Below are 20,517 nucleotides of genomic sequence, written 5' to 3' on the forward strand. Positions count from 1 at the left end.
GGTGGACAGGGTAATCCGTTCTTTCCCACGCCGATCGGCCATGACGGAGGTCAGTACAGGGCGAGGTGCGCGGTGCCGGCGACGGCCAGCGCCCACAGGACCGATCCGAATGTGCCGATGATGAACTGCTCACCGGCGTGCGCGGCCCGGATCTCCGGGTAGCGTGCGAGTCCCTTGACCGCGAGGACGACGGCGATCCCCTCGGGCCACCCGGCGAGGACCGCGGCGGCGACAGCCGTGCGTTCGAGAACCCCGATGAGGCGTCCACCGCGCAGCGGGGTCGTCACGGTCGTCGACGCGGGGACGCTGTCGTCGGGATCGGTGCTGTCGGGATCGGTGTCGTCGAGGTCCGGGCGATCGGGATCGGGGTCCGGTTGGCGGTCGTCCTCGGCCCGCACGATGTCGAACAGCAGGGGGACGAGGGACACGGCACCGGTTGCCGCCGCCGTCACGCCCAGCACGAGAACCATCCCGCGCGCGAACCCGGTGGCCGGGTCGGTCTGCGCGGCCGCGATCGCGGCGACGATCACCCCGATGACGCCGAGGCCGGCGGCGATGCGTCGCGCGACGGGAGATCGGAGACCGAGGAGCTGGGGGACCGGGGCGAGGGTCGAGACCACGAGGGCCGCGATGACCAGGCCGATCACGACGCGACATCCCGTCGGGGATCGACGCGCTCGACGAGGCGGATCGCGGTGCGCCGACCGGCTGCCTCTGCCTGCCATCCGGCGACCGCGAGGCGTTGTGACACCGCCTGTTTGCTCACGGCGAGCGCGTCGGCGGCCTCGCTCTGCGATCGACCGGCCCGCATCTGTTCGACCGCCGCACGGCCCTCCGGCGATCGACGTGCGACGAGGACGGCGAGAAGGCTGAGCACGGCTGCCGCGTCGGCGGCGGTGTCGGTGTCGGGTCCGCGTACACACACCGAGCCCGGCGCGTGCTTGGCGAGGGTCACCGCCTCGCGTGCCGCCTCGAAGGCCGGGCCCCGACCGGCGCGGGTGACGTCGGGCAACGGTTCCTCGACGGCGCCGGCGCCGATGCCGATGCTCCAGGTGCCGAGTTCGGCGAGCACGAGGGTGATGTCGACGACCGTGGAGGCCTCGGCGATCACGGCCTGGACCTCGTCACCGGCGGTGCGATCGAACGAGCGGACCACGGGTGTGTCGGTGAACCGCGCCAGCAGATCGGGCACACGGTCGCGCTCGCGGCGGCTTCGTCGCTGGTCGACGGTCATCACGAACATGCGTCAAGTCTGCGTAGTTGACCAGGCCATGTCAAGCCTTGAAGCTTTACGGTCGTGGTGTGGCCGTCTTGTCGTCAATTCCTGAGGCTTGATTATCGTCGGACAAGGGTTCGAGCTTGTCTGGTGTCGCGACCGGCAGTCGCGCGTCGAGCGCCATACCCACCAGTCCCAGGCAGACACCGGCCACAGACACCACGAGACCCCACGGATTCGCACCACCACCGATCACGCTGCCGAGGATCACGATCGACACGGTGCCGGGCAGGATGCCGACCACCGTCGCGGCCACGAAGGGGAGCAGCCGTACCGCCGACAACCCGGCGCAGTAGTTGATGATCGAGAACGGCACGGGTGCGATCATCCGCAACGACCCGACGGCCAACCATCCGCGGCGTTCGAGGCGCGTGTTGACCGCGGTCACGGCCGGGTGGGTGAGGCGCGCCGCGACCGTCTCGCGACCGAGGGCCCGGACCAGCAGGAATGCCCCGGTCGCGCTCGCGGTGCTGGCGACGACGGCGACCACGAGGCCGAGCACCGGACCGAACAGGACGCCGGAGGCCAGGGTGAAGATCGTCCGCGGGATCGGCGCCACGCAGACGACGGCGTGGACGACGAGGAAGAGGATGACGAAACCGGGTCCGATGGACGACGACCACTGACGGAACTGATCGACATCGGGCAGACCGACGACAGTCGCGGTGATCGCGGCAGCGACGAAGACCACACCCACCGCACCGAGTCGCCACCACCGGCGAAGAGCTCCGACCACGGTGTTTCACCGTACCCGTCACCTCGCCGCGACCTCCCGACCGAGCGTTCACACGGGTGTGACCGCCGTCTCACCGGCGGATGCGGTAAATACACAGGAGGCCACCTCACCGAGCGGAGGCGTCGACCACGGCCGACGCCACCGCACGGTGACCGACCGCCGCTACGATCACACCCACCGGGGATCGACCGGGGACGAGGAGTTCCACACGTGGTTCAGAGCTCAGGAGATCAGGCGTCATCGACCGCCGACGCCCCGGACGCCGCCCGCGCCGCCTGGGAGCAGGCCGTCGCCGGGGTACTGGCGAAGGCACGTCGCGTCGATCCGTCGGAGATCACCCAGCCGGCGTCGGCACTGCTGGCCACCACCACCTACGACGACATTCTCGTCGACCCGCTCTACGATCCCTCCACCGAGACACCCGAGCCCACCCTGCCCGGCCGGTTCCCTTTCGTCCGCGGTCGGGACGCCGCCCGCGACGTCACGCGCGGCTGGCACGTCACCGCCCTCTACGGAGGCGCGGGAACCGACCCCGCCGAGGTCAACACGGCCATCCTCGACGGACTGACCACCGGGGTCAGCGCGCTGTGGTGGAGCCCGAGCACCGATGATCCCGCCGCCGATCTCACCCGCGCCCTCGACGGGGTGCTCCTCGACCTCGCGCCGCTGACCGTGCGCGCCGGCGCCGACACCGCGGCGGTCGGTTCGGCGCTGTTCGCCCTGCTCGACGCCCGACCCGACGGTGCCGACCCGACGACCACCCACATCGGCCTCGGGGCCGACCCGCTGACCGCGCGGTTCGTCGGGACCGACGCCGCGTCGGTCCCCGACACCCTGTCCCTGGCGGCCGCCGCGGCCGCGCGTGCCGAACCGATCCGGGCGATCTGCGTCGACGGCACGGTGTTCCACGACGCCGGCGCGTCGGAGGCACAGGAGATCGGTGCGGCGGTGGCCGCCGGGATCGAGTACCTGCGGCTGGCCACCGAGAGCGGGATGGCGGTCGCCGACGCCCTCGACCAGATCTCCTTCCGCATCGCCGCCACCGACGCCCAGTTCGAGACGATCGCCAAGTTCCGTGCGGCCCGCCGCGTGTGGGCACGCGTCGCGCAGGTCGTCGGGGCACCCGAACACGGCGGCGCACCCCAGCACGGCGTCACGTCGTCGGCGATGATGACCCAGCGCGATCCGTGGGTGAACCTCCTGCGCACCACGCTCGGTGCGTTCGGCGCCGGTGTCGGCGGCGCCGACCAGGTCACGGTGCTCCCGTTCGACGCCGCCCTGCCCCCCGACGCCCTCGGGGTCTCACGCACCTTCGCCGAACGGATGGCCCGCAACACCCAACTGCTGCTGCTCGAGGAATCACACCTGGGGCGGGTACTCGACCCCGCGGCCGGATCGTGGTTCGTCGAGGACCTCACCGATCGGATGGCGCAGGCGGCCTGGGAGGTGCTGCAGCGGATCGACGCGGCCGGCGGGTACACCGCGGCGCTCGACTCCGGATCGCTGGCCGAGGAGATCGCCGCGACACGCGCGCGGCGCGACGACGACATCGCCCACCGCCGCTTCGCCGTGACCGGCGTGACCGAGTTCCCGAACCTCGCCGAGAAGCCCCTTACGGCCGACCGCGTCGCCCCCACCGCAGCCCGCTACGGCGAGGCCTTCGAGCAGTTGCGCGACCGGTCCGACGCCCACCTCGCCGCCACCGGCGAGCGCCCGTCGGTGTTCCTCGCACCGCTGGGCACCGTGGCGGAGTACAACGCGCGCACCACGTTCGCCGCGAACCTCATGGCCGCGGGCGGCATCGCGGCCATGGACCCCGGACCCACCGACGATCTCGCCGAGGCGGCACGGTCGGCCGGGGCGACGGTCGCCGTCGTCTGCGGCACCGACAAGCGCTACGCCACCGAGGCACTCGACGCGATCGCCTCACTGCGGTCGGCCGGGGTGACCCGGGTGCTGCTGGCCGGGCCCCGAAAAGCCCTCGCCGGCACCGCGGCCGCCGACGACGAGTCGCTCGGTCCCGACGGCCACCTGACCCTCGGGGTCGACGCGGTGGCCGTCCTCACCGACCTGCTCGACATGCTCACATCGCAGGGAGCCCCCGCATGACGACCTCACCCGACACAGCACAGCAGACCCGACCCGGCATCGGCAGCTTCGCCGAGATCCCCCTCGTCGACCCCGTCGCGGTCGCGTCCGATGCCGCCGAGGTCGGGCGCGGCGACCTCGACGCGCTCGCCGAATCCGGCGCCGCGGCCAACGGATACACCGTCGATCAGGTGACGTGGTCGACCCCCGAGGGCATCGACGTGCGCCCGGTGTACGGACGCACCGACCGCGACGAGGCCGTCGCCGAGGGCTTCCCGATCGACACCTATCCCGGCACCGCACCGTTCCTGCGCGGGCCGTACCCGACGATGTACGTCAACCAGCCGTGGACGATCCGCCAGTACGCCGGGTTCTCCACCGCCGCGGAGTCCAACGCGTTCTACCGACGCAACCTCGCCGCCGGCCAGAAGGGTCTGTCGGTCGCGTTCGACCTCGCCACCCACCGCGGCTACGACTCCGACCACCCCCGCGTGGAGGGCGACGTCGGCATGGCCGGGGTCGCGATCGACTCGATCCTCGACATGCGTGAGCTGTTCGACGGGATCGACCTCGGCTCGGTGTCGGTGTCGATGACCATGAACGGCGCCGTGCTGCCGATCCTCGCGCTCTACGTCGCCGCGGCGCAGGAGCAGGGGGTGGCTCCGGAGAAGCTGGCCGGGACCATCCAGAACGACATCCTCAAAGAGTTCATGGTCCGCAACACCTACATCTATCCGCCGAAGCCCTCCATGCGGATCATCTCCGACATCTTCGCCTACACCAGCGAGCGGATGCCGAAGTACAACTCGATCTCCATCTCGGGCTACCACATCCAGGAGGCCGGGGCCACAGCCGATCTCGAGCTCGCCTACACCCTCGCCGACGGGGTGGAGTACATCCGGGCCGGACTCGCCGCGGGCATGGACATCGACACCTTCGCCCCGCGCCTGTCGTTCTTCTGGGGCATCGGCATGAACTTCTTCATGGAGGTCGCCAAACTCCGTGCCGCCAGGCTCATCTGGAGCGAACTGGTCGCCCAGTTCGAGCCGAAGAACCCGAAATCGCGGTCGCTGCGCACACATTCGCAGACCTCGGGGTGGTCGCTCACCGCGCAGGACCCGTTCAACAACGTCGCGCGGACGTGTATCGAGGCGATGGCGGCCACGCAGGGCCACACCCAGTCGCTGCACACCAACGCGCTCGACGAGGCGCTGGCGCTCCCGACCGACTTCTCCGCACGAATCGCGCGCAACACCCAGCTGCTGCTGCAGCAGGAATCCGGCACCACCCGTCCCATCGACCCGTGGGGCGGCTCGTACTACCTCGAGTGGCTCACCCACCGACTCGCCGAGCGGGCCCGCGCGCACATCGCCGAGGTCGAGGAGGCCGGCGGCATGGCCCAGGCCATCGACGAGGGCATCCCGAAGCTGCGTATCGAGGAGGCCGCCGCCCGCACCCAGGCGCGGATCGACTCGGGCCGTCAGCCCGTGATCGGCATCAACAAGTACGCCGTCGACTCCGACCAGGAGGTCGAGGTCCTCAAGGTCGAGAACAGCCGCGTCCGCGCCGAGCAGCTCGAGAAGCTGGCGTCGCTGCGGGCGTCGCGGGACTCCGACGCCGTCACCGCGGCCCTGGCGAACCTGACCCGCGCCGCCGAGGCGACGGGCACGTCGACCGAGGGTGGGCCCGGCACCGACGGAGGCGCCGAGAACAACCTCATGGCGCTGGCCATCGAGGCGGCGCGGCACAAGGCGACGGTGGGCGAGATCTCCGAGGCGTTGGAGAAGGTCTACGGTCGGCATCAGGCGGAGATCAAGACCATCAGCGGGGTGTACCGACATGAGGCCGGGCAGGTGAGCAACATCGATGCCGCGATCGCCATCGTGGGCGAGTTCGCCGAGGCCGAGGGCCGACGCCCCCGCGTGTTGATCGCGAAGATGGGCCAGGACGGCCACGACCGTGGTCAGAAGGTGATCGCCACCGCGTTCGCCGACCTCGGCTTCGACGTCGACGTGGGCCCGCTGTTCCAGACGCCGGACGAGGTGGCCCGGCAGGCCGCCGACAACGACGTCCATGTCGTCGGGGTCAGCTCGCTCGCCGCGGGACACCTGACACTCGTCCCGGCGCTGCGGTCCGCGCTCGCCGCGGTCGGTCGCGAGGACATCATGATCGTCGTCGGCGGCGTCATCCCGCCCGGCGACTTCGACGAGTTGTACGCGGCCGGCGCGACGGCGATCTTCCCGCCCGGCACCGTGATCGCCGACAGCGCGGTCGAACTGGTCACCAAGCTCGCCGCTCAGCTCGGTCTCGACCTGCCGGGTGCGGCGGCCGCCGGATGACCGACCGGGACGGCCCCCCGCCGCGCTGATGCCTCCCGTACCCATCGATCCCGCGACGCTCGCCGACGACATCCGGGCCGATCGTCGTCCGCAGCTCGCCCGGGCCATCACCCTGGTGGAGTCGACCCGCGCCGACCACCGTGCGCTCGCGCAGGAACTGCTGCTGGAGCTGACGCCCGATGCCGGCCGCTCGTATCGCGTCGGGATCACGGGCGTTCCCGGCGTCGGCAAGTCGACGACGATCGAGGCGCTCGGCATGTATCTCATCGAGCAGGGGCACAAGGTCGCGGTGCTCGCCGTCGACCCGTCGTCGACCCGTACCGGTGGCTCCATCCTCGGCGACAAGACCCGGATGGGACAGCTGTCGGTGCACCCGCAGGCCTACATCCGGCCGTCGCCGACCTCGGGCACGCTCGGCGGTGTCGCCAAGGCGACGCGGGAGACGATCGTCCTGCTCGAGGCGGCCGGTTTCGACGTCGTCCTCGTCGAGACGGTCGGGGTGGGGCAGTCCGAGGTCACCGTCGCGAACATGGTCGACAGCTTCTGTTTCCTGACCCTCGCGCGCACCGGGGACTCGCTGCAGGGCATCAAGAAGGGCGTCCTCGAACTCGCCGACATCGTGGTGGTCAACAAGGCCGACGGCAAGCACGAACGTGAGGCACGGTCGGCGGCGCGGGAACTCGGTGGGGCGCTGCGCCTCCTCTACCCGCACGATGCGCTGTGGCTCCCGCCGGTCCTCACGATGAGCGCACTGGAGAACACCGGCGTGCGGGAGTTCTGGGACACCGTCTGCCGCCACCGCGAGGTGTTGGCCGACGCGGGCCGGTTCGAGTCGCGGCGGGCTCAACAGCAGGTCGACTGGATGTGGGCGATGGTCACCGACGCGCTCATGCACCGTCTCGGGACCGATCCCACGGTGCGCGCCACCCGTGCCCGCGTCGAGGCGCAGGTGCGCGACGGGTCGTTGACCCCTGCGCTGGCCGCGCTGGAGATCGTCACCGCCTTCGACGACCGCGGCTGACCGGGCCCGCTCTGGGCGCCGGACGCGTACGTTTCGGCGACATTACGGCTGTGAGCACCAGGCAGCGCGGCGTTGTTCTGGGCGCAACCACCACGCAATTCCTCACCCGTGTACTGGATTCCGAGATCGAGACCCGGACCAGATCCACTCGGATCCAACCCACGACGAGGAACCATCATGACGACCATCGCAGGAGTGTCCGCGAATTTCACCCGCGACCTCGACCAGAACTACTCCCTCATCGAGACGATGGTCGCCCAGGCGCGGGAGCGGGGCGTCGATTTCCTCGTGTTCCCCGAGGCCGCGATCGGCGGCTATCTCTCCTCGCTGGGCAACCACGGTGACACGGTGAAGAACACCGCCCGGTCCCTGCCGCCGGCCATCACCCTCGACGGCCCGGAGATCCGCCGGGTCCGGCAGATCGTCGGCGACATGGTCGTCGCGATCGGCTTCTGCGAACTCGGGTCCGCACCCGACGGCACCGGCGAGGTCCGCTACAACGCGGCCGCCGTGCTCGACGGCACACAGGTGTACGGCAGCTACCGCAAGGTGCACCAGCCGCTCGGGGAGAACATGTCGTACTCCGCCGGCGACAACTACGGGGTCTTCGACACCCCGATCGGGCGGGTGGGACTCCAGATCTGTTACGACAAGGCATTTCCCGAGGCCGCACGCACCATGGCCCTCGACGGCGCCGAGATCATAGCGAGCCTGTCGGCGTGGCCGGCCGCCCGCACTGCCACCGCGGAGAATCTGCAGGACGACCGCTGGACCCATCGGTTCAACCTCTTCGACCAGGCCCGCGCCCTCGACAACCAGGTCTTCTGGATCGCCTCGAACCAGTCCGGGACGTTCGGTTCGCTGCGCTACGTCGGCAACGCCAAGGTCGTCGACCCCGGCGGCAACATCCTCGCCACCACCCTCCTCGGCAGCGGGATGGCCGTCGCCGAGGTCGACATCGACGAGACCTTCCGCGCGATGCGCGGCGGGATGTTCCACCTGCGCGACCGGCGCCCCGACGTGTACGGCGCACTCACCGACACCGACCACACCGCGGCATGGAAGGAACTGGCCCGTGCCTGAGATGACCTTCGATGTCCGCTGGCCCGACGGCAGCGTCGACCGCTGCTATTCACCGAGCCTGGTGATGCACGATCACCTGACCGACGGTGCGAGCTACACCGTCGACGACTTCGTGAGCCGATCGGTCTCGGCGTTGGACACCGCCTCCGAACGGGTGCGGGCCAAGTACGGTTTCGCCTGCACCTCGGCGATGGCGACGAGCGAGCAGATAGTTTCCCGCTCAGCGCGTTTCGCCGGCGACGCGGTCGTCACGGTCGCGCATATGCACCCCCCGCTCGACACCCCGGATACCGCCGGCCGTCGATCGCAGGGTGTGTCATGACGACCGCCGCCCGCGTCGAGCGCGATCCACGGCGACCACCCGAGCAGATCCCCGTCGCGATCATCGGCGGCGGACAGGCCGGCCTCTCGGTCAGTTGGCATCTCTCCGACCGCGGCGTCGACCACGTCGTCATCGAGGCGCAGACGCCGATGCACCAGTGGGCCGACACCCGATGGGACAACTTCACCCTGGTCACCCCGAACTGGCACTGCCGGCTACCGGGATACGCCTACGACGGCACCGACCCCGACGGGTTCATGACCCGCGACGAGGTCGTCGACTGGCTCGCCGGATGGCTGGAGACCTTCGCACCGCCCTTGATCACCCACACCCGGGTGACGCGGTTGGCGCACGGAGCCGACGGCGGTTTCGAGCTGACACTGGAGTCGGCGGGCGAGATCACCACACTGTCGTGCGACGAGGTGGTGATCGCGACCGGCGGCTACCCGATCCCGGTGGTCCCGTCCTTCGCCGGATCGATCGATACCGCAGTGCACCAGATGCATTCCGAGGAGTACCGCAACGCCGGGGAACTCCCGCCCGGCGCGGTCCTGGTCGTCGGGTCGGGCCAGTCCGGTGCGCAGATCGCCGAGGACCTCCACCTCGAGGGCCGCGAGGTCCACCTCGCGATCGGCAACGCACCCCGGGTCGCGCGCTTCTACCGCGGCCGTGACGCCATGACCTGGCTGGCCGACATGGGCCTCTACGACGTCCCGGCCCGGCAGTACCCGGGTGGCGCCGCGGCGCGGGAGAAGACCAACCACTACGTCACCGGTCGCGACGGAGGCCGCGACGTCGACCTGCGCGCCTTCGCGCGCGAGGGCATGGGGCTCTACGGCACCCTCGTCGACGGTCAGGGGAGCACGCTGCGCTTCGCACCCACGCTCACCGCATCGCTCGACGCCGCCGACGCCGTCTACAACTCCATCTGTCGCGACATCGACGCCCACATCGAACGCACCGGCGTCGACGCCCCACCGCCGTCTCGCTACACGCCCGTGTGGGAGCCCGACGCCGATCCCACCGAACTCGATCTCGCCGCCGCCGGCGTCACCACCATCATCTGGGCGATCGGGTACCGGCCCGACTACCGGTGGATCGAGGCGAGCGCCTTCGACGGCGGCGGGCGACCCATGCAGACGCGTGGGATCACCGCCGTCGACGGCCTCAGCTTCATCGGACTGCCGTGGATGCACACGTGGGGTTCGGGGCGGTTCCTCGGCATCGATCGCGACGCCGGCCACGTCGCCGATGTCATCGCCGACCGGACGGCCGGTCGCGGTGGACCGCTGCGCCTGGCGGTCGGTCGGTGACCGGCCAGCGCGGACGATGACGGCCAGAACCCGGACGACAGGGAGGACGCGATGACGGAGAAGTCCATCGGCCGACTGATCTCCGATCGCGCCGCCGATCATCCCGATCGCGTGCTGATCACCGACCACCACACCGGCGAGCGTGTGACGGCATCCGAGCTCGACCGGCGCAGCAATCGTCTGTCGCGGGTCTTCGCGGGGCTCGGCGTCGGCACCGACGACCTCGTCACCGTCGCCCTGCCCACCTCGGTCGAGTTCGTCGTGACGTGTGCGGCGATCTGGAAGTGCGGGGCGACACCGCAGCCCCTCGCACCCGACCTGCGGACCGCCGAACGATCCGCCGTGGAGGCCGTTGCGCGGCCCGCGCTCGTCGTCGGCGCGCCACCGGTCGACGACACTGTCCCGTGGTGGCCGACCGGTGAGGTTCCGTCGACGTCCGTGCCGGACGGTCGGGTCGAGGATCGGTGGGCTGCGAGCTGGAAGGCTCCGACGTCCTCGGGGAGCACCGGGACCCCGAAGGTGGTGCAGGCGACCGCGCCCGCGCGTTTCGATCCCGACGCCGCGACCCCTGCGTTCCTGCCACGATCGGCGGTCGCATTGGTGACCGGACCGATGTGGCACTCGGCGACCTTCACCTACGCCCTGCGCGGCGTGATGACCGACCACAGCCTGGTCCTCGCCGACCCTCTCGACGTCGCCACCCTGCCGGCGATCGTCGCCGAGCACCGGGTGACGTGGATGATGCTCACTCCCAGCCAGATACATCGCCTCGTCCGGTCCGACGCCGCCCGGCGGTCGGGCGCCGATCTCGACTCGCTCGAGACCGTCCTCCACCTGGGCGCACCCTGTCCCGAGGCCGACAAGCGCGCGCTCATCGACCTGGTGGGTCCGCAGCGGGTGGTGGAGATCTACGCCGGCAGCGAGTCCAACGGCATCACCATGATCGACGGCGTCGACTGGCTGCGCCATCCCGGCAGTGTCGGACGGCCGCTCGGCGACACCGAGCTGTGCATCCGACGCGACGACGGCAGTCGCGCCGACACGGGCGAGATCGGCGAGATCTGGATGCGTCGATCCGGGGGATCGCGCTACCGCTACCTCGGGGCCGACTCCCACCGCGACGAACAGGGATGGGACACCCTCGGCGACATCGGTGTGGTCGACGAGGGCGGGTGGCTCCACGTCGTGGACCGCCGAACGCATGTGGTGACCTGCGCAGGCACCGACCTGTATCCCGCCCGACTGGAGCAGGGCATCGTCGGACACCCGGCCGTCCGCGAGGCCGTGGTCTACGGGTCGCGCACGGCCGACGGCGAATCGCGGCTGTGTGCGGTGGTCGACATCGGTGACGCGCAGGTCGGCCGACACAGCATCGAGAGCTTCACCCGCGCGCAGCTCGCCGCGCACTGCGCCACCGGACCGATCACCGTGCGCCGTGCGCCGGTACGCAACGCCGCCGGCAAGGTGCGCCGCTCGTCCCTGCCCGAGACGGTCGGCGCCGGGGCGATCGGCGAAACCTGATCGCAACGCGGGATCGATTGCGTAACAACGCGTTGTTCCATGCACAACCAGCCGGAAACGGCCCCCGTATGTACTCGACATCGAACCAGTCGGGACAACCGCAGAGATGACACCTCCCGTCATCTCCTCACCTCCAGGAGGACCCATGTCCGAGATCGACGACCAGATCGCCGAGAACATCGCGAAGTCTCTCGCCGAGATCCCGCACCCCTCACTTCCCAAGGGGTCGAACATCTACGGCTCGACGAAGCTGTTCCCCGACTACCAGGCCGAGGACGGGGAGACCTACTTCACCCTCGTACACGGCATCGCCCACGAATCGTCGGTGAGCTTCGTCGCCGTCCTGCAGGCCACCCGGGCACTGCGCAAGGGGTTCGAGTCGGCCATCTACTTCTACGGTCCCGGCGCCATGAACTGTTCGGCGACACGCGGATTCCCCACCACCGGCGACTCCGGCTTCCCGGGTGAGCAGAACATCAACGGCTCGCTGGAGACGTTCATCGCCGAGGGCGGGACGGTCTACTGCTGCCGCTTCGGTCTGGCGCTGCACGGCGGGCGCGAGGAGGACCTGATCGAGGGTGTCATCCCCGCCCACCCCCTCGACGTGCAGGACGCGCTCATCCACTACGCACGCAAGGGCGCCATCATCAACTCGACGTACATGGTCTAGGAGACGGACATGTCGGTTTCCACGCGCGTCGATCTCGCCCTGCTCGGATTCCGGGGCGACGCCCCGGTCACCCGGTCACCCGGCGCCGGACCCAGCGACGACGGACATCTCGTCATCGACGGACTCAGTGCCGCGATCCCGCGCAACCCGTTGAGCCCGTTCGTGTTCGACGGGGACAGGGTGCTGCTCGACGGCGTGGACACCGGCCTGGACGTCTCGGCGGTCGACCGTCCGCGGTTCTACGATCTGCAGACCGCAGACGGGGTCGCCTACGAGAAGCTGGCGAAGCTGCACGGGCGGGACGTCCTGGCGACCACGGTGGTGCAGACCTGCATCCGCTACGGCGAGGACCAACGGTGCCGCTTCTGCTCCATCGAGGAGTCGCTGCGGTCGGGGGCCACGGTCGCGGTGAAGAAGCCGCACGAGCTGGCCGAGGTCGCCGAGGCCGCGGTCCGGCTCGACGGTGTGCGGCAGATGGTGATGACCACCGGCACCTCGGCCGGCAGCGACCGCGGCGCCCGACATCTCGCGCGGTGTGTGCGTGCGGTGCGTGCGGCGGTACCCGATCTCCCGATCCAGGTGCAGTGCGAGCCGCCCGCGGATCTCGGCACCATCACCGAACTCCACGAGGCCGGTGCCCGGTCGATCGGCATCCACGTCGAGTCGCTCGACGACGACGTCCGACGGCGGTGGATGCCGGGCAAAGCCACCGTCGCGCTCTCCGAATACCGGGCGGCGTGGGCGGAGGCGGTGCGCGTCTTCGGGCGCAACCAGGTCTCGACCTACCTGATCGTCGGTCTCGGCGAGGACCCCGATGAGATGGTCGCCGGGGCGCGCGAGCTCATCGACGCCGGCGTCTACCCGTTCGTCGTGCCGTTCCGCCCGCATCCTGGCACCCTCGCCGTGGACGTCGACGGCGCCCGGGCACCCGATGCCGCTGTCCTGGAAAAGGTCTCGCGGGGCGTCGCCGAACACCTACGCCTGTCCGGGATGAGCGGCGCCGACCAGAACGCGGGCTGCGCCGCCTGCGGCGCGTGCAGCATCCTGCCGAACGTCGGCGGCTGACATGCGTCCACCGACCGCCGAGATGTCGATCCTCTCCGGGCTGCCGCGGGGTCTCGACGCCACACGGGTCGGCTTCCTCATCACCCCCGCGACGTCATCCGCGCACCACGACGCCTACCGAAAAATGCGCCGCGAGGCGTTCGTCGACGAGCAGAAGGTGTTCTCGGGCAGCGACATCGACGACGTCGACGACGACCCGCGCACCCTCGTGCTCGTGGCCGTCACCCCCGAGGGAACTGTGGTCGGCGGGGTGCGCCTCGCGCCACAGCACGGGTGGGGGATCGACCACAGATCAGGGATCGACACACCCGACATCGGGTGGTGGACCGGGAGCCGCCTCGTCGTCGACCGGTCACGCCACGACATCGGCATCGGTCCGGCGCTGGTGCGCGCGGCGTGCGCACATGCCTCCGAGCGCGGGGTACTGCGGTTCGAGGCGACCGTGCAGCGACCGCACCGCCGGATGTTCGCCCACCTCGGTTGGGAGGACGTCGGTGAGTGCGAGATCGGCGGCCGACCCCATGTCCGGATGCGGTGGGATCCGCGGCGCATCGAGCGGGTCGCCGAGCGGACCAAGTCGTTCCTCGCCGAGGCCCTGGCACCGTTCCGACAGCAACCGGGCGGGCTGGGTCCGGCCGGTTTCACCGGCGACGACGGCGTACCCGTTCCCGGCAGCGACGTCGTCGCCGCCTGCGACGCCATCCTCCCGTCGATGGTGGACCGCGACCCCGAATGGGCCGGCTGGTGTTCGGTGTTGGTCAACCTCAACGATCTCGCCGCGATGGGGGCCACACCGACCGGCCTCCTCGATGCCGTCGGCGCCACCACACGGTCCCAACTGACCCGGATCGTGCGGGGTATGGCCGGTGCCGCCTCCGCGTGGGGTGTGCCGGTCCTCGGGGGCCACACCCAGCTCGGGGTGCCCGCCTCCCTGTCGGTGACCGCACTGGGCACCACCCGACGACCCGTACCGGCCGGCGGCGCCGATGTCGGCGACCACCTCCGGGTCACCGTCGACGTCAGTGGCGGATGGCGACCCGGATACCACGGCGGGCAATGGGACTCGACGAGCACACGCGCCCCGCACGACCTCCGCGCGATGAACGCGATGGTGCGTGATCTCTCCCCGCGCGCGGCGAAGGACGTCAGCATGGCGGGGATCGCGGGCACCACCGGGATGCTGGCCGAGGCGTGCGGGACCGGTGCGGAGATCGACGTCGCCGCCGTTCCCCGTCCGAGCGGGGTCGACATGGGATCCTGGCTGACGTGCTTCCCCGGATTCGCGATGCTCACCGCCGACCGCGCGGGTACCGCGGCGCCCACGGGACTGCCGAGGGATGTCGAGACCGCGGTGTGCGGACGGCTGACCGCGACCCCCGGTGTGCGCCTGCGCTGGCCGGACGGTGTGACCACGACCGCGGTGAACTCGGGGGTCACCGGACTGGGTCGCGCGTGACCCCCGATCACCCGGGTGGGCGCTGATGGCGCCGATCACCATCGGTGCGGTCGCCGCACACTTCGGTCGCGACCTCGAGCGCAGCGTCGCGAAGGTGGTCGGGATCATCGAGTCCGCGCGCCGCGACGGCGTCGATCTCCTGGTGTTCCCCGACGCCAGCCTGGGCGGGTACATCGGTGACCTGCGCAGTCCCGACCTCACCGAACTGCCGCCGGTGCTCGCCACCGACGGACCCGAGATCGCCGCGATCATCGCCGCGGCCGGCGACATGACCGTGTGTGTCGGGTACGCCGAGGTCTCCGACGACGGACCAGACGCCGCACGCAGCGGGTACAACTCTGCAGTCTGTGTCAGCGGCGACGGCATCCTCGGTACCCATCGCAAGGTGCACCAACCCGCGGGGGAGTCGATCGCCTACACCGCCGGCGATCGGTTCACGGCCTTCGACACCCCCGTCGGGCGGATGGGGATGCTCATCGACTACGACAAGACCTTCCCCGAGGCCGCCCGTGCCGTCGCCGTCGACGGGGCGCATGTCATCGCCGCGTTGTCGGCGTGGCCGGCGAGCGTCACCGACCGCGCCTCACGGCTGCCCGCCGACCGCCAGTCGCGCCTGTTCGATCTCTACGACGCCGCCCGCGCGGCCGAGAACCAGGTTGTCCTGGTGTCGTCGAACCAGACCGGCGTGATGGGGTCGCTGCGGTTCCTCGGCCAGGCGAAGATCGTCGGTCCCGGTGGCGAGATCCTCGCCACGACCCGATCGAAGGGCGGTATGGCCACGGTGACGATGGACGTCGAGACCGAGATCACCCGCGCGCGCAAGGTATTGCACCATCTCGCCGAACGGCGACCCGACACCTACGTTCCCGCGGCACCGACCGGCACGGGGCCGGTTGCGGCGCCGCAGACGTTGCCCACGAGCTAGGGAGAAGCCCCGTGCACATCGCCCTGATCACCTACTCCACCAAGCCGCGCGGCGGGGTCGTCCACACCCTGAACCTCGCCGAGGCGCTCGTCGACGCGGGCGCGCAGGTGACGGTGTGGTCGTTGGCCCGCGCCGGCGACCGCGGCTTCTTCCGCGCCGTCGATCCACGGGTCCGCGTGCGGCTCATCGACTTCCCGACCGTCGACGGTGAGACCGTCACCGAGCGGATCGTCCGGTCCATCGACACCATGCGTCGCGCCTTCACCCCCGACGACCACGACATCGTGCACGCCCAGGACTGCATCAGCGCGAACGCCGTGGGTCGGTGCATCCGCACCGTGCACCACCTCGACACCTTCACCACCCCGGTGCTCGCGGACTGCCACGAGAAGGCGATCGCGGAGCCCTACGCCCACATCTGCGTGTCGGCGGCGGTGGCGGCGGAGGTGACCGCGGGCTGGGGTCTGGACCCGACCGTGATCGCCAACGGCGTCGACGCCGAGCGGTTCGCCGCCGCCGCGACCGACACCCCCGCGGCCACCGCCGGGCGCGATCGGTGGCGCGACCGACTCGGCCGCCACATCCTCGCCGTCGGCGGCATCGAACCCCGCAAGGGCAGCATCGACCTCCTCGAAGCGTATGCGCTGCTACAGATCTCGCACCCCGACGTCGCGCTGGTGTTCGCGGGTGGTGAGACGCTCTTCGATTACCGCGAGTACCGCGAGGCGTTCGACCGACGTCGCGCCGAACTCGCGGTCGCACCGGTCGTGCTGGGCACTGTCGCCGAGCACGAACTCCCCGCGCTCGTCGCCTCGGCCGAGGTGTTCGCGTTCCCGTCGGTGAAGGAGGGGTTCGGACTCGCCGCGATGGAGGCACTCGCCGCCGGTCGTCCGGTCGTCACCCGCGATCTGCCGGTGCTCCGAGAGGTGTTCGGCGACACCGTCGGATACGCCGCCACCGTCGAGGAGCTGGCCCGGGAGTTGGACGAGGCGATCACCTCCCAGCCCGACCGCACCGACACCGACCGCGCCGACGCGGGCCGCGCCCTCGCGCAGTCGATGACCTGGGAGACCGCCGCGGCTCGACACCTCGAGTTCTACGCCGCGCACCCCCGCCCGGCCCACTCCCGTCCTGCTCAGCGCACCTGAGCGGCGAGTCCGGCGATCCGATCGATCAGATCGTCGAAGAAGCCATCGGGGTCGGTCGCGGTCGCGATGGCGGCGTTGGGATCCCGCCCCCACATGCCGCGCTCGTCGGCGACGGTGGTGCCGCGTGTCAGGGTGCCGACGAGCTCGACGTCGACCACGGCGGGGCGGGTGGTGGCCACCGTGGGGTCGAGGGCGACGGCGGCGGCGAACGGGTCGTGCATGTGGGCGATGTAGCCCTCGTCGTGATCAGCGTGGAACTCGAAGTAGAACCGGATCGCGTCGACGAGGTGACGCACCACCCGGTTGTCGGCCACCGAGCGCAGACCACGCTCGTCGGTCACCGAGGGTTGTTCCACCGGGGCGCTGCCCGCCTGCGCGGCCAGACGACCCAGGTGATCGGGGGTCATCACGATCGTCTCGGTGAGGTCGAGGGGACAGATGACGGGGGCAGGTGCGCCGTCGCGTCCGAAGGCGGCGAACACCCGTTGCGCGGCCTCGGGATCGACGGCGACGTTCCACTCCGAGGTCGGTGTCGTGTTGCCGGGGTGGTGGAACGTTCCGCCCATCACGACGAGTCGTCGCAGACGCGATGGCAGTTCGGGGTCGCGCTCGATGGCCAGCGCGAGGTTGGTCAGCGGCCCGGTGACCAGTCCGACGACCTCGCCGGGCCGCTCCGCGGTGATCTCGATCCAGGCGTCGGCGGCCGATCGCGACGACGGTGCACGGGGTGCGGGCGGCAGGTCGGCGTAGCCGATGCCCAGGGGACCGTGGGTGTCCTCGGTCGTCATCAGCTCCGCGACCAACGGCGTCGACGCGCCGAGACAGACCTCGATGTCGTCGCGGTCGCACAGCTCGAGCCAGGCGAGGTTGTTGGCGCACACCACGTCTGCGGGCACGTTGCCGGCCGTGGAGAGGACGGCGAGGAGGTCGGCGTCGGGATGGGACAGCAGGTACAGCAACGCCAGGGAGTCGTCGATGCCGGTGTCGCAGTCCAACACGATGGGGTGCACGGTCACCCGCGCACACTATCCGCCGTGTGTGTCGACCGCGTCGAGGAGGACGTCGCGGGTGAGTTCGAGCTGGCCGAGATGTTGGGCGAGCTCGCGCAGGATGTGCAGGACGATCCACTGCGGCGTCGCCTCGGCGATGTCGGCGGTGCGGGTCGACCCGCGTACGTCGCGGTCGCGGACCCCCTCGGTGACGGCGATGTGCAGCCAGTCGCCGACGCGTGTCCGCACGTCGTCGACGGCGTCGCACAGGGCCGCGGTGGTGCCGGTGGCGTGGAACTCGGCGGCGCGGTCACGGGGGATCTGCTCGCCACCGATGACACTGCCGGCCCAGAACTTCGTCAGCTCTACGCAGTGGAACACGATCGCGTAGGGCGAATTCGTCTGCGGCAGCGGCGGGGTCGTGTTCGCGAGCTCGTCGCCGAGATCGGCGACGATCGTCCGCATCGACACCAACGTCTCGTCGATGATCGTCGCCGCGGCCGCGTGCAGGGGATCGGTCACCACGGGTACCGCTCGAAGTCCTTGAGGAAGCAGCCGTAGAGGTCGATCCCGTTCTCGCCGTCGACGATCGGGTGGTACACCCGCGCCGCGCCGTCGACGAGATCGAGTGGTGCACGGAAGCCCTCGTCGGCCAGACGCATCTTCGACTCATGCGGACGCTCGTCGGTGATCCACCCGGTGTCGACCGCGGTCACCAGGATGCCGTCGTCGAACAACTCCCCGGCGCTGGTGCGGGTCAACATGTTCAGGGCCGCCTTCGCCATGTTCGTGTGCGGATGTCCCGGCCCCTTGTAACCGCGCGAGAAGATGCCCTCCATCGCCGACACGTTGACCACGTACTTGCGTCGGGCGGGTGAGGCCCGCAGCGCCGGGGTGAGGCGCGACAGCAGGATGAACGGCGCCACGCTGTTGCACAGTTGGACCTCGAGGAGTTCGAGCGGGTCGACGTGGTCGACCGACGCGACCCAGCTGTTGGAGCTCACCAGGTCGGGGAGCAGTCCACCGGCGTCGACGGCCGTGCCGTCGGCGATGCGCGCCGGTGACGCCGAGCCGGCCGTCATCGCCAGGGCCGCCAACGATTCCGCGGCCGCGTCGGAAGTCGACCCGCCGGCGAGGGCGTTGGGGTGCAGCTCCGAGCTGTCGCCCATCATGAGGGCGGGGATGGCCGCCGCGGCGCCGCGCAGGGGAGCGGCCTCGGCGTCGACGAGGGAGCGGTACGACCCCGGCGACCGACGGACGGTCTGCGCGGCGTTGTTGACCAGGATGTCGAGGTGGCCACGCGCGGCGACCGAATCGGCCAGGGCCACCACCTGCGCCGGGTCACGCAGATCGATGCCGACGATGGTGAGTCGGTGCAGCCAGTCGTCGGCGTCGGTCTGCCGGGCGAACCGGCGGGCGGCGTCGCGGGGGAACCGCGTGGTGATGGTCAGCTCGGCGCCGTCGCGGAGCAGCATCAGCGCGATGTACATGCCGATCTTCGCGCGTCCCCCGGTCAACAGGGCGCGGCGGCCGCGCAGATCGGTGCGCTGGTTGCGGCGTGCGCGGTTGTCCGCGGCGCAGTCCGGACACAGTTGATGGTGAAACGCGTTGACCTCGGTGTACTCGGTCTTGCAGATGTAGCAGGCCTGAGGACGGATGAGGTGCCCGGCCACACCGGTGCCGTCACCGGACAGACCGACACCGGCGGTCTCGTCGTCGATGCGATCGGCCGACCCGGTGGCGGTGGCGCCCAACACGGCGCGGTCGGCGGCGAGGCGCTCGGCGTGACGCGCCTTCTTCTTCGACCGTTTGGCGAGCTTGAACATGTGCGCCACCGCGCGCTGCACCTCGATCGAGTCGGGATGCCCCGTGTCCATGGTCGCCACCTGATCGAGGACACGCCGGACCGTGGCCATGTCGGCAGGATCGATCGGTGAGGTCACGGGAGGCCAGTGTAGAGAGACCGTGCGTCCGGCACGAACCGTCTCGACACCGCCCGGCTGTGCTAGAAGGGTGGCGTGACCGACACGCGCTCCGCGGACCCGATCGCCGGCCCCCACCTCTGCGTCATGGGCGTCAGCGGAGTGGGGAAGACGACCATCGCCCAGGGTCTCGCCGAGCGGCTGCACCGTCCGTTCGGCGACGCCGACGACCTCCATCCGGCGGCGAACATCGAGAAGATGGCGAACGGACATCCCCTCACCGACGCCGACCGGGCGCCGTGGCTCGACGCGGTCGTCGCGTGGCTCGACGACCACGACGGTGACGGGGAGACCACCGTGTTCGCCTGTTCGGCGCTGCGCCGTGCGTACCGGGACCAGATCGCCCGGGCACGCGCCGGGGTCGTCTTCGTGCACCTGACCGCGCCCGCCGACGAACTGCGGCGTCGCCTCGAGGGGCGCACGGGGCACTACATGAAGGTGACCATGTTGGAGTCGCAGCTCGCGACGCTGGAGGACCTCGAGCCCGACGAACGGGGTGTGCGCGTCGCGACGGCGGGGTCGGTCGACGACACGATCGACGCCGTGGAGAAGGCCTTGCGCGAGATGGTGCCGTGAGACCGGC

General features: G+C 70.6%; 19 protein-coding genes. 13 read left to right on the plus strand and 6 right to left on the minus strand.

The annotated features are described in order from the left end of the window. Positions 1–50 precede the first annotated feature (50 nt). Genes OG579_RS02185 through OG579_RS02195 form a run of 3 tightly spaced genes read right to left on the minus strand, consistent with a single transcriptional unit; the run spans position 51 to position 2,012 of the window. A complete protein-coding gene (locus tag OG579_RS02185) occupies positions 51–647 on the minus strand; it encodes a hypothetical protein (protein WP_328857907.1) in 597 nt (198 codons plus the stop codon). Further along, on the minus strand, positions 644–1,243 hold the full coding sequence (locus OG579_RS02190; protein WP_328857908.1) for a hypothetical protein: 600 nt from the start codon (positions 1,241–1,243) through the stop codon (positions 644–646). Before OG579_RS02190 ends, OG579_RS02185 begins: the two co-directional genes overlap by 4 nt. A gap of 46 nt (positions 1,244–1,289) precedes the next feature. After that, positions 1,290–2,012 carry a TVP38/TMEM64 family protein gene (locus tag OG579_RS02195; protein WP_328857909.1) on the minus strand — a complete coding sequence of 241 codons (723 nt, stop codon included), beginning with the start codon at positions 2,010–2,012 and terminating at the stop codon, positions 1,290–1,292. 210 nt (positions 2,013–2,222) lie between these two features. On the opposite strand from OG579_RS02195, the gene OG579_RS02200 reads away from it, so the two are divergent. The 12 genes from OG579_RS02200 to OG579_RS02255 all read left to right on the plus strand — a co-directional run bounded on the left by OG579_RS02200 (position 2,223) and on the right by OG579_RS02255 (position 16,963). Continuing rightward, complete coding sequence (locus OG579_RS02200; RefSeq protein ID WP_328857910.1) at positions 2,223–4,121, plus strand: methylmalonyl-CoA mutase family protein; 1,899 nt, start codon at positions 2,223–2,225, stop codon at positions 4,119–4,121. Next, complete coding sequence (gene scpA / locus OG579_RS02205) at positions 4,118–6,439, plus strand: methylmalonyl-CoA mutase (protein ID WP_328857911.1); 2,322 nt, start codon at positions 4,118–4,120, stop codon at positions 6,437–6,439. Before OG579_RS02200 ends, scpA begins: the two co-directional genes overlap by 4 nt. 28 nt (positions 6,440–6,467) lie before the next feature. Further along, entirely contained in the window at positions 6,468–7,460 is a 993-nt protein-coding gene (gene meaB, locus OG579_RS02210) for a methylmalonyl Co-A mutase-associated GTPase MeaB (RefSeq protein ID WP_045822730.1), read from the plus strand. 177 nt (positions 7,461–7,637) lie between these two features. After that, complete coding sequence (locus OG579_RS02215) at positions 7,638–8,543, plus strand: carbon-nitrogen hydrolase family protein (protein ID WP_328857912.1); 906 nt, start codon at positions 7,638–7,640, stop codon at positions 8,541–8,543. Then, the gene (locus OG579_RS02220; RefSeq protein ID WP_328857913.1) at positions 8,536–8,865 is read left to right on the plus strand and encodes an MSMEG_0570 family nitrogen starvation response protein; all 330 of its coding nucleotides are present in this window, start codon (positions 8,536–8,538) and stop codon (positions 8,863–8,865) included. The genes OG579_RS02215 and OG579_RS02220 overlap by 8 nt, the downstream gene beginning before the upstream one ends. After that, a complete protein-coding gene (locus OG579_RS02225) occupies positions 8,862–10,178 on the plus strand; it encodes an MSMEG_0569 family flavin-dependent oxidoreductase (RefSeq protein ID WP_328857914.1) in 1,317 nt (438 codons plus the stop codon). Before OG579_RS02220 ends, OG579_RS02225 begins: the two co-directional genes overlap by 4 nt. A 51-nt stretch (positions 10,179–10,229) precedes the next feature. Then, on the plus strand, positions 10,230–11,699 hold the full coding sequence (locus OG579_RS02230) for an AMP-binding protein (protein WP_328857915.1): 1,470 nt from the start codon (positions 10,230–10,232) through the stop codon (positions 11,697–11,699). 145 nt (positions 11,700–11,844) lie between these two features. Beyond that, positions 11,845–12,369: an MSMEG_0572/Sll0783 family nitrogen starvation response protein gene (locus OG579_RS02235; protein ID WP_045822735.1), complete on the plus strand. Its 525-nt coding sequence runs from the start codon at positions 11,845–11,847 to the stop codon at positions 12,367–12,369. A gap of 9 nt (positions 12,370–12,378) precedes the next feature. After that, a complete protein-coding gene (locus OG579_RS02240) occupies positions 12,379–13,434 on the plus strand; it encodes an MSMEG_0568 family radical SAM protein (RefSeq protein ID WP_045822736.1) in 1,056 nt (351 codons plus the stop codon). 1 nt (position 13,435) lies between these two features. Beyond that, positions 13,436–14,890, plus strand: coding sequence for an MSMEG_0567/sll0787 family protein (locus OG579_RS02245; RefSeq protein ID WP_328857916.1), 1,455 nt, complete (start codon positions 13,436–13,438; stop codon positions 14,888–14,890). 25 nt (positions 14,891–14,915) lie between these two features. After that, entirely contained in the window at positions 14,916–15,815 is a 900-nt protein-coding gene (locus tag OG579_RS02250; protein ID WP_328857917.1) for a carbon-nitrogen hydrolase family protein, read from the plus strand. A gap of 11 nt (positions 15,816–15,826) precedes the next feature. Continuing rightward, positions 15,827–16,963: an MSMEG_0565 family glycosyltransferase gene (locus OG579_RS02255; RefSeq protein ID WP_328857918.1), complete on the plus strand. Its 1,137-nt coding sequence runs from the start codon at positions 15,827–15,829 to the stop codon at positions 16,961–16,963. Here the strand turns inward: OG579_RS02255 and OG579_RS02260 are convergent. The 3 genes from OG579_RS02260 to OG579_RS02270 are packed head-to-tail and all read right to left on the minus strand — an operon-like array spanning position 16,951 to position 19,868. Further along, positions 16,951–17,979, minus strand: coding sequence for a nucleoside hydrolase (locus OG579_RS02260; protein WP_328857919.1), 1,029 nt, complete (start codon positions 17,977–17,979; stop codon positions 16,951–16,953). The genes OG579_RS02255 and OG579_RS02260 overlap by 13 nt on opposite strands. 9 nt (positions 17,980–17,988) lie before the next feature. After that, positions 17,989–18,474, minus strand: a complete 486-nt coding sequence (locus OG579_RS02265; protein ID WP_328857920.1) for a mycothiol transferase — start codon at positions 18,472–18,474, stop codon at positions 17,989–17,991. Beyond that, entirely contained in the window at positions 18,471–19,868 is a 1,398-nt protein-coding gene (locus OG579_RS02270; protein WP_328859132.1) for an SDR family NAD(P)-dependent oxidoreductase, read from the minus strand. The genes OG579_RS02265 and OG579_RS02270 overlap by 4 nt, the downstream gene beginning before the upstream one ends. A gap of 102 nt (positions 19,869–19,970) precedes the next feature. Here OG579_RS02270 and OG579_RS02275 point away from each other — a divergent pair, with 102 nt between their 5' ends. Further along, positions 19,971–20,510 (plus strand): gluconokinase, encoded by a 540-nt coding sequence (locus OG579_RS02275; RefSeq protein WP_328857921.1) that lies wholly within the window; start codon positions 19,971–19,973, stop codon positions 20,508–20,510. The last annotated feature ends 7 nt before the right edge of the window (positions 20,511–20,517 follow it).

This window comes from Williamsia herbipolensis (genome assembly GCF_036153515.1).
GTDB lineage: Bacteria > Actinomycetota > Actinomycetes > Mycobacteriales > Mycobacteriaceae > Williamsia_A > Williamsia_A herbipolensis.

Excerpts from the sequence above, each read along its gene's own strand:
- OG579_RS02230 (WP_328857915.1), top strand. The coding sequence starts at position 10,230 with ATGACGGAGAAGTCCATCGGCCGACTGATCTCCGATCGCGCCGCCGAT.
- OG579_RS02240 (WP_045822736.1), top strand. The coding sequence starts at position 12,379 with ATGTCGGTTTCCACGCGCGTCGATCTCGCCCTGCTCGGATTCCGGGGC.
- OG579_RS02215 (WP_328857912.1), top strand. The coding sequence starts at position 7,638 with ATGACGACCATCGCAGGAGTGTCCGCGAATTTCACCCGCGACCTCGAC.
- OG579_RS02270 (WP_328859132.1), bottom strand. The coding sequence starts at position 19,868 with ATGGCCACGGTCCGGCGTGTCCTCGATCAGGTGGCGACCATGGACACG.
- OG579_RS02190 (WP_328857908.1), bottom strand. The coding sequence starts at position 1,243 with ATGTTCGTGATGACCGTCGACCAGCGACGAAGCCGCCGCGAGCGCGAC.
- OG579_RS02250 (WP_328857917.1), top strand. The coding sequence starts at position 14,916 with ATGGCGCCGATCACCATCGGTGCGGTCGCCGCACACTTCGGTCGCGAC.
- OG579_RS02225 (WP_328857914.1), top strand. The coding sequence starts at position 8,862 with ATGACGACCGCCGCCCGCGTCGAGCGCGATCCACGGCGACCACCCGAG.
- OG579_RS02245 (WP_328857916.1), top strand. The coding sequence starts at position 13,436 with ATGCGTCCACCGACCGCCGAGATGTCGATCCTCTCCGGGCTGCCGCGG.
- meaB (WP_045822730.1), top strand. The coding sequence starts at position 6,468 with ATGCCTCCCGTACCCATCGATCCCGCGACGCTCGCCGACGACATCCGG.
- OG579_RS02235 (WP_045822735.1), top strand. The coding sequence starts at position 11,845 with ATGTCCGAGATCGACGACCAGATCGCCGAGAACATCGCGAAGTCTCTC.
- scpA (WP_328857911.1), top strand. The coding sequence starts at position 4,118 with ATGACGACCTCACCCGACACAGCACAGCAGACCCGACCCGGCATCGGC.